Raw genomic sequence first — 12958 nt, 5'->3', positions numbered from 1 at the left:
TGAAAGTAAGGGGGAATAGAACATGGGAAAGAAAGTGTTTTCTTCGAGAGGTGTCTTTTTTCAATTAACGTCGGCCATTATCGTCATCACCATTTTAACAGGCGGACTTGTTGGCACAACAGGGTATTTATTAGCGAAGAATGTATTAATTGATTCGGGAAAAGCAGATTTAAAACACATCGTCAGTGGAGCGATGGCCACACTTGAACAATTGAATGATCGTGTGGAGAAAAAAGAATTGACGCTTGAACAGGCGCAGGAGAGCATGGCAAAGGCTTCTCAGTTGTGGCGAGTGAAGTGCGGAATTTAGCTGAGCAGACCAAACAGTCAGCAGTCCAAATACAGCAGATGATTCAGGACATTAAAGAGGAAACGACGGCAACAGCCGGCATCATGTCGAGCACAATGGAGCGTTTTGCCGAGTTAGATGAGGCTGTTCACGCAACAGAACAAGAATTTAATACCATCTCTACATCGATTTCACAAACCATCGTTGAAACGAATGCAATGACAAAAGAGCTGAATGCATTGCTGGAGCAAAACGATCTGATCACAAAAGCGATGCACGGTGTCGTCAATATTTCTCAAGAAAATGCCGCCGCTATTGAAGAAATAACAGCATCTACAGACGAACAAGTCACAGCGATCTCCAATGTGGCGAAGGCAGCAGAAAGACTCAATGAGTTGAGTATGCGATTAAATCAGGATATTGCGCGTTATCGGCTTTAATGGAGCACAAAAAAAAAAAACGAACCTTCGATTGGGGGTTCGTTTTTTAGCTATGTGAGCAAGAATTTATACGGTCTTTGCACGTTTCGCCTGTCGTTTTTGTTGTGTTTGAAATGCACGCCAAGCTTTCCAAGCATTTGCACATAGCAGCCCTGTGAGTAAGTAGGATAAGCTGTTAAATAAATAGAAGTCCACACACGATACAACCGCACAGAGAATGCCAAAGATGATTTGATCTCGATTCTTTGCTGGGGATGTGGGTGGATCAGTCAGCATGAAGAATGCAAGAAACAAGACAGCGTTCAGATAGGGCGTAATAAAGGCAGATGAAGCATCCGCTAAGCCGATAAATCCAAATATAAGGTGAATGAGACCGTATGTTGCTAAAAAGGCGAAAACTTGCGGGAATTTTTGTACGCGGTTTGTGACCAAATAGCCGCCGGCTACCACAAGTAATATGGTCCACCAAGGGAGTAGAGACATGCCGCCCCACCAGCTTTGATTCGAAGAAAATAAAATGACCGAGAGCCATAGACCGAATGCGGCTGGATTCAAAATCGGTTTCTTTTGATAAGTGATGAAATGCTTAGATAAAATGGCTGCTGCGGCTGTGAAAACCGATATAGCAAATGAAGTGGCTGGACTGAGGACAAGCCCAATGATCAGCCCTGTCAGCAGAGCGCCATCAGGGAATGTTTGCTTTTTATTTTTCCAAATCAATCTTGAAATCAAAGTATCGAGAAGCATAGCTGTTCCAATGGTTGTGGCAACGGTGGTGATGCCACTTAGAAATCCTGTATGAAGACTTCCAATCAACAGGGAAAACAGAAGCATAACAATGGCATAGCGTTTCGGTGTTCGAATGTAAGCCTTTAGTGGACGAGATGGAGGTGATGCCGACTGTTTGATGATCTTTTGATCTGTGACAGGTGGTGCTTTTGCTATTTGTGATGGGTTTAATTCCATGATTGAACCTCCTTCATCTCCGGTGTTGTGGTGATATCGACATGTTTATTTATCATGACGGCAGGCAACTCATTTTCAGTTAAAAAAGCATAACCTTCTTTCTCGCCTAATATAAAGGCGGCTGTTGAAAGACTATCAGCAAGCATTCCAAGTGGTGCAATGACCGTACAGCTTAATAAACTTTTTTCAGACAGCTTGGTTTGAGGGTGAATTAAATGGTGCGTATGAGGGTCATCACGGCTGATTCGTTCATAGCTTCCTGATGTACAAATCGCACAATTTGTTGTTTGAATGACCATCATATTGGTCTGCTTCTGAATGGGATGACGAATGCCAATAGACCATTCCTCTTGGTATTCATTAAAACCAGATACCAATACATCCCCCCCAGCATTCATCATAAAGCCTTCCCATGCTTCAAGCTCTTTTGCTGCCAGGTCACACGCAAATCCTTTTGCAATGGAACCGAAGTCGAGAATGAGCGGCTTTTCCAAGTAGATTGTTCGATTCTCTTCGTTTAACTTGATGTCACGATAATGAACGGAGGCATCTGGCACGTGTGACGTATAGGTTTGTCCTGTCATGTACATGCGATTGAATCCTTTTTCTTCCATTACTTTTCCGATGGTGGGATCATACCTGCCATTTGTTAACTCAGCTAACTCTAGCGCATAGGCTGTCAAATCAAAGAGCATTTCACTGACAAATACCTCTTGGCGGGGCTGATTTGACAAATTCATCACTTCAGAATCGGATCTGAAACGGCTAAATTTACGCTCGATTTCATAAAAAAGTGAAAAGGCACGGTCCATATCTGCTAAAACGGCTTGTCTATCTTTTTCATACGCAACCACTTGAATATCGATGACAGTTCCCATCGCTAGCATGGACTTTTGAATAGTCGTCAGTTTTTGTCGTTTTAACTGTTTCATGATGAAGTCTCCTCTCTAAGCCTTGGCCTGCTCTAATGCCTGAGCTACTGCTGTTTCAAAATCCTGTGTACTTAATGTTGCACCACTTACTGTATCTACATCAGCGCTTTGTCTGATGACCACTTGATTAGGTAATGATGAAATGGAGCTTTGCCCATATCTTGTGTTATCACTAGTAATTTCTACAGCAGTGATGGCTCCTTGCTTGATCGTAACGGATACGCTAATAGATCCAATTTCATTTGATCCAGTTCCTGAATAAGTCCCGTCTTGGAGCTCAGATTCTGAGCTGGTATCTTCTGTTTGAGTTGTAAGAGTAGCTGATGTGCTAGATGTATTGTTTGAAGAAGCGTCTTCTTGTGTATTTGATTGTGTTGTCTGAACGGCTTGGGCGTGATGGGTAGCTGCATAACCAGTGATGTATAAGCTGCTGATGGCTGCGGTGCAGAGACTAATCATTTTCTTATTCATTTTTGCCATGATGTTTTCTACCTCCTATTATTGTCTACTTTATAGAAGAAGTTTGAACAAACCATGAACAAGAAAAGAACTTTTTAGATAATGTGCACCTGGATGTAGAATCGAAAGAAAGCGGCCACAAATTACAGAAAAGACTGTCGAGATTCTCTCAACAGCCTTGAAAGGTGAAGCCTATGATGGTTATAGATAAAATGGTGTTGTATTTATGAAATAGTTCTCAATTGCTTTGTCACCAATCCAGCGAGAAACGCACAGACTGTGTAGATGATGACCCAAATGAAAAAGGATTCATTTCCACCAATATAAGTGAACATCAGGGTCACACTCGCTAACAGTACAATCAAAGTAGGAATCCAAACGTTTTTCAAAAGCAACGTGCCGAAAGTACCAATCAGCCCAGAGATAATGGGAAAGCCGAATACAATGAATAATACAAAAATAGCCATATGGATATCTCCTTTTCATGACATTCATGATTTACATCAAAACATATAAGACCGCCGCAGCCATATGCGGAAGGGCAAAGATGATAAAAAGAAAAGCCGTATCAAGACGCCGCATGCGGTGCTCTTTTGTTTCAGTGTGATAGGCTGCTCGCGTTTCTTCACCATTTGTCCATGCCCCCATTAAGAAACCAGATACAACGATTCCAATAATAGAGATTCCTCCACTGACCCACCCAATCCATTCGTGGTGCTGTAGAAGGAAGGACATACTGCAAATGACAATCATTGAGCCAACACCAGCATAAAAAGCTTTTTTTCTCATTACGCTTCACTCCTTCGATCGAGTATTAGGAGATCGCATCACATATTTCAATGAAATGACCATCAGGATCAGACACATAAGCGACCGTTTGCCCCCATGGTTTCTTTGCCGGTTCTTTCACGACAGGTACCCCTTTTTCTTTCATGAATGCAATCGTTTGATCCACGTCATCCACAACAAAGCCAATCTCAAACGTTTGAGACGAGCTATTCGCATCTGGAACGGGCAACCCAAGGGCATCTTTCACATCTTGGCGTGAATTAATGGATAAGGTCACTTCTCCTGTATCGAATTCAACATAGGATTCAACTCTTAATTTAATAGGGAAACCAAGTACATGATGGTAGAAATGAATACTCGCTTCAACATCATGTACATATAGAATGGTATATTTCATTTTCATGTGAAAAGCTCCTTTCTTCATATACGTGTCAAAACCGGAAAGGTTTCCCACCAATTTTACCACATAGGAAATAAGGTTTGTTTTATTCCAAAAAAATCAATATTTTTAGATCAATCGTCTTGAAAAACAAAATGTGGTGTCATATGATAAAAATGTAAAATGAGAAAAAATAGGGGGAAATCTGTATGTTGAAAAAAATCATGGTGGCTGTCTTGTCTTTAGGTCTTTTACTTAGCTTTACACAAGTCGACACGCACACAGCGGATGCAAAGACAGTCAAGTACAAAAACTGCAAAGCGCTCAACAAGGTTTATAAAGGCGGAGTGGCGATCAGCAAAAATACGAAAAACAAAGGTGGAAAAACAAGGTACAAGCCTTATGCATCAAAAGCGCTTTACCTAAAAAATAAACACCTTGACCGCGATAAAGACGGCATTGCGTGTGAACGCTAAGAAGATATGAAAAGACCTGTGACAGGGTCTTTTTTCTATGGGATCAAACTCGTTCCTTTGTGCCATCTTCGTCTTTATATTAAAATAAAGGTAGATTCAAAAAATGATACAAAGTGGGGTACTCAATTTGTCAACACAAGCTGATAAGAAAGACATCCGATTGATTGCCATTGATATGGATGGCACGCTGTTAAACAGTGAGCACGTCATTCCTGAGGAAAATAAACAAGCCATTAAAGAAGCAGAAGCAAAAGGGGTTCATGTGGTGATTAGCACAGGGCGTACGCTGATGACATGCCGAGAGCTGGTCGAGCCGCTTCAGCTTTCTTCCTATCTTGTGACAGCCAACGGAAGTGAAATTTGGGATTCGAATTTCCAGCTGATTGAACGAGAACTGCTGCATCCCGATCACGTTCAAATGATGTGGGATTTAAAAAACAGGTACGAAACCGATTACTGGGCTTCCACTGTGGATAAGGTGTGGAGAGGTGAATTTCCAGAACGCATTCATGACCACGAATGGTTGAAATTCGGCTTTGATATTCATGACGATGACGTTCGTGAGGAAGTACTCAATACATTGAAAACAAATGAGCATCTAGAGATTACAAATTCAAGTCCAACCAATATCGAAGTCAATGCGGCAGGTATTAACAAAGCTGCGGCTCTTGCGAAAGTAGCAGAACGAATTGGCTGTACAATGGATAACGTCATGTCACTTGGCGACAGCCTAAATGATATGGCCATGATTCAAGAAGCCGGATTAGGCATTGCGATGGGGAATGCACAAGAAGTCGTGAAAGAAGCCGCTGATTGGATTACCGCTCCTCATACCGAGCACGGTGTAGCAAAAGCTATACAACATTGGGTGCTGTCTAAATAGAGGAGAAGGATGAAATGGATGCATTTCATCAAACATCTTCATAACCATTAGAAAAAAGCGAGAGGACATTCCCTCTCGCCTTTTTGTTTTCTCCTAGTTCTATGGTTATGTTTTCTGACAATTTAATGTGAAGTGTGTCCAAAGCTGATATAATCAATATAAATTCGAATATTCGGACTTTTGATTCCGTTTTTCGGAACGATAAGGAGGGTTCCTATGTATCAAGTGGATATCAATTGTGATTTGGGAGAAAGCTTTGGTCCATACACAATCGGTTCAGATGAACAAATTCTTGAATATGTCACCTCAGCCAACATTGCTTGCGGTTTTCATGCGGGAGATCCAACGGTCATGAGAAAGACGGTCAGAATGGCGCTGGATAAAGGGGTTCAAATCGGTGCGCATCCAGGCTTGCAGGATTTAGCCGGCTTTGGCAGACGTCCAATGGCCATCTCGCCAGACGAAGCCTATGATCTCGTCATCTATCAAATTGGTGCGCTATCAGCCTTTCTAAAAGCAGAAGGCGGCACGATGCAGCACGTCAAACCACACGGTGCCCTCTACAACATGGCGGCCGAAAATACTGAATTATCTGAATATATTGCGAAGGCTGTATATGATGTAAATCCGAATCTTGTGTTATTTGCGCTGTCAGGCAGTGAACTTGCGTCAGCAGGGGAAAGAATCGGCCTTCAAGTGGCACATGAAGTTTTTTCTGATCGAACATATCAACCAGATGGAACACTGACATCGCGCCGAAAGCCTCATGCACTGATTGAAGAAGATGACATGGCGGTGCAGCAGGTTATTCGTATGGTCATAGAAGGAAAGGTTCGTACAGTTCAAGGGGAAGATATTCAGCTCAAAGCAGATACGGTTTGCATTCACGGAGACGGCAGTCATGCACTTCAATTTGCAAAAACCATTACAGCGAAGCTAAAAGAAGCCAACATTCAACTTAAAGCCTTTCAATAATTCGTCAACAAAGGGGGAAACAACATGAAAAGAGAAAAAGTCAAAAACATACAGTCATCAAAGGGGAACCGTTCTATGCTGATGGGCGCAGCCTTTTTAATGGCTACGTCCGCCATCGGACCGGGATTTTTAACACAAACAACGGTGTTCACACAGCAGCTTGCAGCCAGCTTTGGATTTGTCATTTTGATCTCCATTGTGTTAGACATTTTTGCACAAACGAATGTATGGCGTATCATTGCCGTCTCGGAAAAACGAGGACAGGACATTGCGAATATGGTGCTGCCCGGCCTCGGTTATGTGCTAGCCTTTTTGATCGTCATCGGCGGGCTTGCCTTTAATATTGGAAATATCGCCGGTGCTGGGCTAGGTTTTCAGGTGATTTTCGGTGTCGATCCACGGATTGGCGCAGGGGTCAGTGCTGTTATTGCCATTCTTATTTTTGTCATCAAAGAAGCTGGAAAAGCGATGGATCGTTTTACGCAGATCGCCGGGTTTGTCATGATTGGTCTCATGCTGTATGTGGCGATTTCAACAGCGCCGCCTGTTGGAGAAGCAGCAGTGAGAACGTTCGTCCCAGAGAAAATTGATATTTTATCCATTGTGACACTTGTAGGGGGAACGGTTGGCGGCTATATCGTCTTTGCTGGCGGTCATCGCCTGCTGGATGCTGGCATCAAGGGGAAGGAATCCTTGCCGCAAGTGACGAAAAGCTCCATATTCGGTGTCCTCATCACGTCGGTTATGCGTGTAGCACTCTTTTTGGCCACATTAGGAGTGGTTGCAAAAGGCTTGCAAATTGATCCATCGAACCCGCCTGCTTCTGTTTTTCAATTAGCATCTGGGAATATCGGATATAAAATGTTCGGGATTATTATGTGGGCTGCTGCCATTACCTCAGTCATTGGAGCAGCATACACCTCCGTTTCCTTCTTTAAAACCTTCTCACCAAAAATCGAGAAAAATCAACGAGGTATTATCGTTGGATTCATTGTGCTCTCGACCATTTGTTTTATCACGATTGGAAGACCTGTGAACATATTGATTTTGGTTGGGGCGATCAATGCATTGATCTTGCCGCTTGCACTAGGAACATTGCTGATTGCAGCCTATAAAAAAGAGATTGTCGGTGATTATCGTCATCCATTCTTTTTGACAGCAGCTGGTGCATTTGTGGTCATCATCATGGCGATTATGGGCGGATATACCATCATGAATGAAATTCCGAAACTATGGAGCTGATCACATGAAAGCATATCAAACCTATAAGCCGTCACAAATAAGGGAATTGATTCGTAAGCAGAAGATCACAGAACCAACGGCTGGCTTTGCTGAGGGATTTGCGCAAGCCAACTTAATGATCGTCAAAAAAGAGCTGGCCTTCGATTTTCTTTTATTTTGTCAGCGGAATCCGGCTTCGTGCCCTTTGCTTGATGTGCTCGACCCAGGTGATCCAGTGCCAAGGCGTTCAGCACCTGATGCGGATATTCGAACGGATTTCCCTAAATATCGTGTTTACAAAAAAGGGGTTCTTCAAGAAGAGGTAACAGATATTTCTTCCTATTGGGAGGATGATATGGTGGGCTTTCTCATCGGATGCAGCTTTACGTTTGAGCATGCACTGATGCTGAATGACATTCCTGTCCGCCATATTGAAGACGGTCATAATGTACCAATGTATCAAACGAACATTCCATGTGAAAGGGCAGGTGTATTCCATGGTCCGATGGTTGTCAGTATGAGGCCGATCCCAGCGCATCAAGTCACAAGAAGTGTTCAGGTGACGTCTAGATTCCCATCGGTACATGGCGGTCCTATCCATATAGGTGATCCAGCTGTGATTGGCATTGAACATGTAGATCAACCAGACTTTGGAGAACCATCTGTGATCAAAGAAGGAGAAGTCCCGGTGTTTTGGGCATGCGGTGTGACGCCGCAAGCCATTGTCATGCACACAAAGCCAGACATTGCGATCACCCATGCACCCGGTCATATGTTTATCACAGATGTAAGAGATCAAAAGCTCGGTGTCCTGTAGAAAGAGAGGTGTCATAAAAGTGGCATTTTCAACGATAAAAGATTCGATCACTTTTCACCCGCTAGGAGATGCAGCGATTGTCATCCAAGCAGGGGCCGACATACGTGAAGACATACATGAGCGTGTGAAGCAGCTGTTCTCATGTATTGAACAGCATCCATTCGACGGATATGTTGAAGCTGTTCAGGCCTTTACAAACGTGACCGTATTTTATGAGCCGTATACGGTGTATCAATCTGCTCAGCTTCAACAACGTGATATGTCTCCGTATGAATGGGTCCAAGCCTATATTGAAAAACTGCTTGAAGACAAATGGCAGGAAGGGATTCAGTCAAATCGCCGCACCGTCGATATTCCTGTATGCTATGGAGGAGAGCTGGGTCCTGATTTAGAAGAGGTTGCCTGTATCAACGATTTAACGCCTGAAGAAGTCGTGCGAATTCACACAGCCGGGACGTATCTTGTCTATATGATTGGATTTGCCCCGGGGTTTCCGTTTTTAGGCGGGCTTTCTGAAAAAATTGCAGCCCCGCGCAGAGAAACACCAAGAATGTCGATTCCAAAAGGGTCTGTGGGCATTGCGGGGAAGCAGACAGGCGTTTACCCAATTTCCACACCAGGAGGCTGGCAGCTCATTGGACAAACCCCGCTGCCATTGTTTCGGCCAGATGATGAGAGTCCAAGTCTATTGAAGGCAGGGGATGAGGTTAGATTTGTCCAAATGTCTGAAAAGGAATTTTTCAGCATGAAGGAGGCAGAACGTTGAGTATTCATGTCGTCAAGCCAGGAATGTTCACCACCATTCAAGATAAAGGGAGAAAAGGCTACCAGAAGTATGGCGTGTTAACGAGCGGCGGCATGGACCCGCTCTCACTGCGAATCGCCAACATCCTCACTGGGAATCAAGAAAACGAAGCCGTACTGGAAATAACTTTGATGGGACCGGGTCCTGTGTTTACAAGTCAGAAGGATCAGCTGGTTGCAGTGACTGGTGCTGACGTGGAGATTGATATTGATGGGGAACAAGCCCCTCTATGGAAACCGCTCTTCATTCGGGCAGGAAGTACGATCACCTTTGGACCTTGTAAGAGGGGATGCCGTTCCTACCTCGCCGCAGCAGGTGGATTTGACGTGGAGCCAGTCATGCAGAGCAAAAGCACCTATGTGAGAGCGAGGATAGGCGGGCTAGAAGGTCGTCCGCTAGAAAAAGGCGACGTTTTGCCTGTTGGAGAGCCATCACCTCTAGCCAGTAGCCTATTTCAAATGCTAAAAAGCAAAGTGACACGCGGGGCATACAGCGCGCCAGATTGGACAGTCAACCATGCTCATTTTTTACCGCTGCGGAAATCCCCAGTGATTCGGGTGCTTGCCGGCAGACATCTATGTGATTTTCAGAAAGAATCGCAGCAGGCTTTTTTTGAGCGGCCTTATCAGGTCACGCCCCAATCAGACCGCATGGGATGCAGATTGAAGGGGGAACCCATTCGCTTAAAACAAAAGCTGGAATTAATTTCAGAAGCTGTTGCCTTCGGCTCTATTCAAATCCCTCCTGACGGCCAGCCGATTATTTTGCTGGCAGATCGACAAACAACAGGCGGATATCCGCGTATTGGTGAGGTGGCAACAGTCGATTTGCCGCTCATTGCACAGGCGATGCCTGGGGCGAATCTGACTTTTCAACAAATCGACCGTCAGGAAGCAGAGCAGGCCTTATTTAGTCAAGAGGCAGACATGAAAGAACTAACCACACGATTAAAGCTGGAAACATTTTCATTTTAGAAAAGGTGAGGAACATGCAAAACACAAATAAAACCGTTGTGAAATCAATGGAGATTTTGCGGCTTTTTATCACACACGAACAATTAACGTTAAATGACATGATTGAGCTGTCCAAGATGCCGAAAACATCTGTACACCGCATGGCAAGCTCATTAGCCGATATGGGGCTATTAGAAAAGCAGGCTTCAGGTGTTTACCGATTGGGATTGATGTTTCTTGAATACGGCCAGCTTGTAGCCGATCGCCTTGATATTCGGAAAATTGCAAGGCCTTTTATGGAAAGTTTGCGTGATGAGGTAGGGGAAGCCGTACAGCTCATTATTCGTGAAGGAGATGAAGCCATTTACGTTGAAAAAATCGAAGGAACGCAGCCTGTCCGGCTTTATACCGCAGTCGGCAGGCGATCTCCATTATATGCGGGAGCCTGTGCAAGAAGCATCCTTTCCTTTTTACCAGAGAAAGAGAGACTGGCTTATATTGACTCCATTGAGCTTGGCAAAATCGGAATTGGGACCATTACGGATAAAGATGTCCTGCGAAGTATGCTAGAGGAATCGAATAAGCGAGGCTATACGTTAAGCTATTCAGAACTTGAAAACTATACAGCAGCTATCGGAGCGCCGATTTTCAATCATCACGGGGAAGTGGCAGCAGGGATTAGCATTGCAGGATTTGAAGCGGGTTATCAAAAGGAACGGCTTCCTTACTTAATTGAGCAGGTCAAAAAAGCCGCCAGCGGCATTTCGAAAGAATTAGGTTTTTCAACTGAACAATAAAAATCCAATGACCGTAAAGATCATTGGATTTTTTTATATGATGGATTAGAATGTTTTTCCTAAAGCTTTTGCACGTTCGATTGCATCTGCTTTAATTTGCTCTGCTTTATCAGGCTCAGCATTGTGACCTTCAACAATAAGACCTTCGAAAGAAGGAATTCCGAAGAAGCTTGCAATTGTACCAAGGTAACGGTGACCTGCTTCAAGCTCAGCAGCAGGACCTTCAGAGTAGTATCCGCCACGTGCTTGGATGTGTAGTGCTTTTTTGTCTGTTAGTAATCCAACAGGACCTTGCTCAGTGTATTTGAATGTTTTACCAGCTACAGCAACAGAGTCGATGTATGCTTTCAAAACTGGTGGGAATGAGAAGTTCCAAAGTGGTGAAACAAATACATATTTGTCAGCAGAAACGAATTGATCGCTTAATTCGTTTAGGCGAGCAACTTTCGCTTGCTCTTCAGCTGAAAGTGTATCGAAGCCAGCACCAGATTGAAGCTTGCCCCATCCAGAGAATACATCTGCATCAATGTGAGGGATATGTTCTTTGTACAAATCAATATGTACAACCTCGTCACTTGGATTTGCTTCCTTATAAGATTCGATAAATGCTTTAGCAGTCGCCATACTGTAAGAAACTGTTTCATCATGCGGATGTGCAGTGATGTATAAAACTTTTGCCATGATTCATTCAATCCTTTCTGTTTCGGGTATTTTTTAGCGTATCCCAAGAATACGCTGAATATGTGGCATCTTTATTCATATTGGAATGCTATGAAAAAGATGTAACAAGCACAGTTACATAAAAACTGATATTTTCATTGTAATCACAATATAGTTTGAAGTCAAGGTATAAAGTCTTGAAATCAAGATAAAAAGTTTGTAAATTTTTCTGAAAGGCGTTGGAACAGTCGTTTAAGCAAAAAAGCCTACTCCCATTGAACAAAAAATGGGTCAATATCGCAAGTAAAGTGTTTGTAAATGCACTCATCCTATGCCTTTGAAAAAAAGGTGGATACCCATAAGCCATCTGCTACAAGCATCTGTTCTGATTTTTCGTATATATAAGAGAAGGCAGGAGAGAGTGAGGGATAAGAGTGGGACGATCCTATGTTGCGATTGGAGATTCCTTAACGGTTGGGGTGGGGGCTCGTTTATTTGGCGGAGGTTTTGCTGAGCGGTATGCGGTGATGCTTGAAAAAAAGCTGCATACGCCGGTTAAGCTGTCCGTTTTTGCGAAATCAGGGTTAACAACGGAAGACATCCTGCAGCTTTTCAAGCAGTCTGATGTAAGACGTGCTATTGCAAAAGCTGACATCATCACGATTACAGGCTGCGGGAATGATCTTGTTCAAGCTGTTTTGCAGTATGAAGAAGGTGGAGATGAAAAGACACTGCTGCAAGCGTCTATGCATTGCCAGACGAATTTTAGCAAGATGATTCAAGAAATCGCTCAGATCAAAAAAGGGCAGCATCAGTCATACTGCGTGTATCTCATGAATTTATATAATCCTTTTCCTGACATTCCGATAGCGGAGCGGTGGCTTCAGCAATACAATCAACACCTTCGGTTGCTCGCATCAAGTCCGCATGTAGAAGTAGTAGATGTTTACCGCGCGTTTGAAGGCCATGAAAGAGATTACTTATCGTTGGATCAATTTCATCCGAACCATAAAGGGTATCAAGCCATGGCAGAAGCCTTGTGTCAACAATCCGCTAAACAGCTGTGATCCATAGGATTGCAGTTTTTTTCATCCTTTAAAATAAATGCCTGTTTCGA

General features: G+C 43.5%; 18 protein-coding genes. 11 read left to right on the top strand and 7 right to left on the bottom strand.

Translation table 11 applies throughout. From position 1 onward, the window contains the following. Positions 1 to 22: 22 nt before the first annotated feature. The gene (locus tag GPA07_RS18930) at positions 23 to 310 is read left to right on the top strand and encodes a cache domain-containing protein (protein WP_071168075.1); all 288 of its coding nucleotides are present in this window, start codon (positions 23 to 25) and stop codon (positions 308 to 310) included. Further along, entirely contained in the window at positions 286 to 729 is a 444-nt protein-coding gene (locus GPA07_RS18925) for a methyl-accepting chemotaxis protein (RefSeq protein ID WP_232532073.1), read from the top strand. The genes GPA07_RS18930 and GPA07_RS18925 overlap by 25 nt, the downstream gene beginning before the upstream one ends. A 66-nt stretch (positions 730 to 795) precedes the next feature. Here the strand turns inward: GPA07_RS18925 and GPA07_RS17310 are convergent, their stop codons facing one another. From GPA07_RS17310 to GPA07_RS17285, 6 genes are all read right to left on the bottom strand, one after another. After that, positions 796 to 1695, bottom strand: coding sequence for an RnfABCDGE type electron transport complex subunit D (locus tag GPA07_RS17310; RefSeq protein ID WP_157293052.1), 900 nt, complete (start codon positions 1693 to 1695; stop codon positions 796 to 798). Further along, positions 1686 to 2627, bottom strand: a complete 942-nt coding sequence (locus GPA07_RS17305; RefSeq protein ID WP_071168072.1) for an FAD:protein FMN transferase — start codon at positions 2625 to 2627, stop codon at positions 1686 to 1688. Before GPA07_RS17305 ends, GPA07_RS17310 begins: the two co-directional genes overlap by 10 nt. A gap of 15 nt (positions 2628 to 2642) precedes the next feature. Next, positions 2643 to 3107: an FMN-binding protein gene (locus GPA07_RS17300; RefSeq protein ID WP_157293051.1), complete on the bottom strand. Its 465-nt coding sequence runs from the start codon at positions 3105 to 3107 to the stop codon at positions 2643 to 2645. A 203-nt stretch (positions 3108 to 3310) separates the two neighbouring features. Next, on the bottom strand, positions 3311 to 3553 hold the full coding sequence (locus tag GPA07_RS17295) for a DUF2651 family protein (RefSeq protein WP_157293050.1): 243 nt from the start codon (positions 3551 to 3553) through the stop codon (positions 3311 to 3313). 31 nt (positions 3554 to 3584) lie between these two features. Further along, positions 3585 to 3875, bottom strand: coding sequence for a DUF5316 domain-containing protein (locus GPA07_RS17290; protein WP_008357074.1), 291 nt, complete (start codon positions 3873 to 3875; stop codon positions 3585 to 3587). A 25-nt stretch (positions 3876 to 3900) separates the two neighbouring features. After that, entirely contained in the window at positions 3901 to 4278 is a 378-nt protein-coding gene (locus GPA07_RS17285; RefSeq protein WP_034738615.1) for a VOC family protein, read from the bottom strand. Between the two features lie 185 nt (positions 4279 to 4463). Here GPA07_RS17285 and GPA07_RS17280 point away from each other — a divergent pair, with 185 nt between their 5' ends. The 8 genes from GPA07_RS17280 (at position 4464) to GPA07_RS17245 (ending at position 11181) form a co-directional block, all read left to right on the top strand. After that, positions 4464 to 4730, top strand: coding sequence for an excalibur calcium-binding domain-containing protein (locus GPA07_RS17280; protein WP_008357077.1), 267 nt, complete (start codon positions 4464 to 4466; stop codon positions 4728 to 4730). Positions 4731 to 4833: 103 nt separating this feature from the next. Continuing rightward, positions 4834 to 5613, top strand: a complete 780-nt coding sequence (locus GPA07_RS17275) for a Cof-type HAD-IIB family hydrolase (RefSeq protein ID WP_406566825.1) — start codon at positions 4834 to 4836, stop codon at positions 5611 to 5613. Positions 5614 to 5829: 216 nt separating this feature from the next. Next, positions 5830 to 6588, top strand: a complete 759-nt coding sequence (locus GPA07_RS17270; protein ID WP_008357081.1) for a LamB/YcsF family protein — start codon at positions 5830 to 5832, stop codon at positions 6586 to 6588. Positions 6589 to 6612: 24 nt separating this feature from the next. After that, complete coding sequence (locus GPA07_RS17265) at positions 6613 to 7830, top strand: NRAMP family divalent metal transporter (RefSeq protein ID WP_157293049.1); 1218 nt, start codon at positions 6613 to 6615, stop codon at positions 7828 to 7830. 4 nt (positions 7831 to 7834) lie between these two features. After that, positions 7835 to 8626, top strand: a complete 792-nt coding sequence (locus GPA07_RS17260) for a putative hydro-lyase (protein WP_046527410.1) — start codon at positions 7835 to 7837, stop codon at positions 8624 to 8626. A gap of 19 nt (positions 8627 to 8645) precedes the next feature. After that, positions 8646 to 9392, top strand: coding sequence for a 5-oxoprolinase subunit PxpB (pxpB, locus tag GPA07_RS17255; protein WP_008357087.1), 747 nt, complete (start codon positions 8646 to 8648; stop codon positions 9390 to 9392). Further along, complete coding sequence (locus GPA07_RS17250; RefSeq protein ID WP_157293048.1) at positions 9389 to 10405, top strand: 5-oxoprolinase subunit C family protein; 1017 nt, start codon at positions 9389 to 9391, stop codon at positions 10403 to 10405. Before pxpB ends, GPA07_RS17250 begins: the two co-directional genes overlap by 4 nt. Positions 10406 to 10419: 14 nt before the next feature. Next, the gene (locus tag GPA07_RS17245) at positions 10420 to 11181 is read left to right on the top strand and encodes an IclR family transcriptional regulator (protein ID WP_008357091.1); all 762 of its coding nucleotides are present in this window, start codon (positions 10420 to 10422) and stop codon (positions 11179 to 11181) included. Between the two features lie 45 nt (positions 11182 to 11226). Here GPA07_RS17245 and GPA07_RS17240 read toward each other — a convergent pair whose 3' ends face one another. Further along, the gene (locus GPA07_RS17240; protein WP_008357093.1) at positions 11227 to 11862 is read right to left on the bottom strand and encodes an FMN-dependent NADH-azoreductase; all 636 of its coding nucleotides are present in this window, start codon (positions 11860 to 11862) and stop codon (positions 11227 to 11229) included. 413 nt (positions 11863 to 12275) lie between these two features. On the opposite strand from GPA07_RS17240, the gene GPA07_RS17235 reads away from it, so the two are divergent. Then, positions 12276 to 12908 carry a GDSL-type esterase/lipase family protein gene (locus GPA07_RS17235; protein ID WP_157293047.1) on the top strand — a complete coding sequence of 211 codons (633 nt, stop codon included), beginning with the start codon at positions 12276 to 12278 and terminating at the stop codon, positions 12906 to 12908. Positions 12909 to 12958: the final 50 nt, after the last annotated feature.

The organism is Bacillus sp. ms-22 (assembly GCF_009759805.1).
GTDB classification, from domain to species: Bacteria; Bacillota; Bacilli; order Bacillales; family Bacillaceae; genus Bacillus; species Bacillus xiamenensis.
This window is presented reverse-complemented; position numbering and strand designations above follow the sequence as displayed.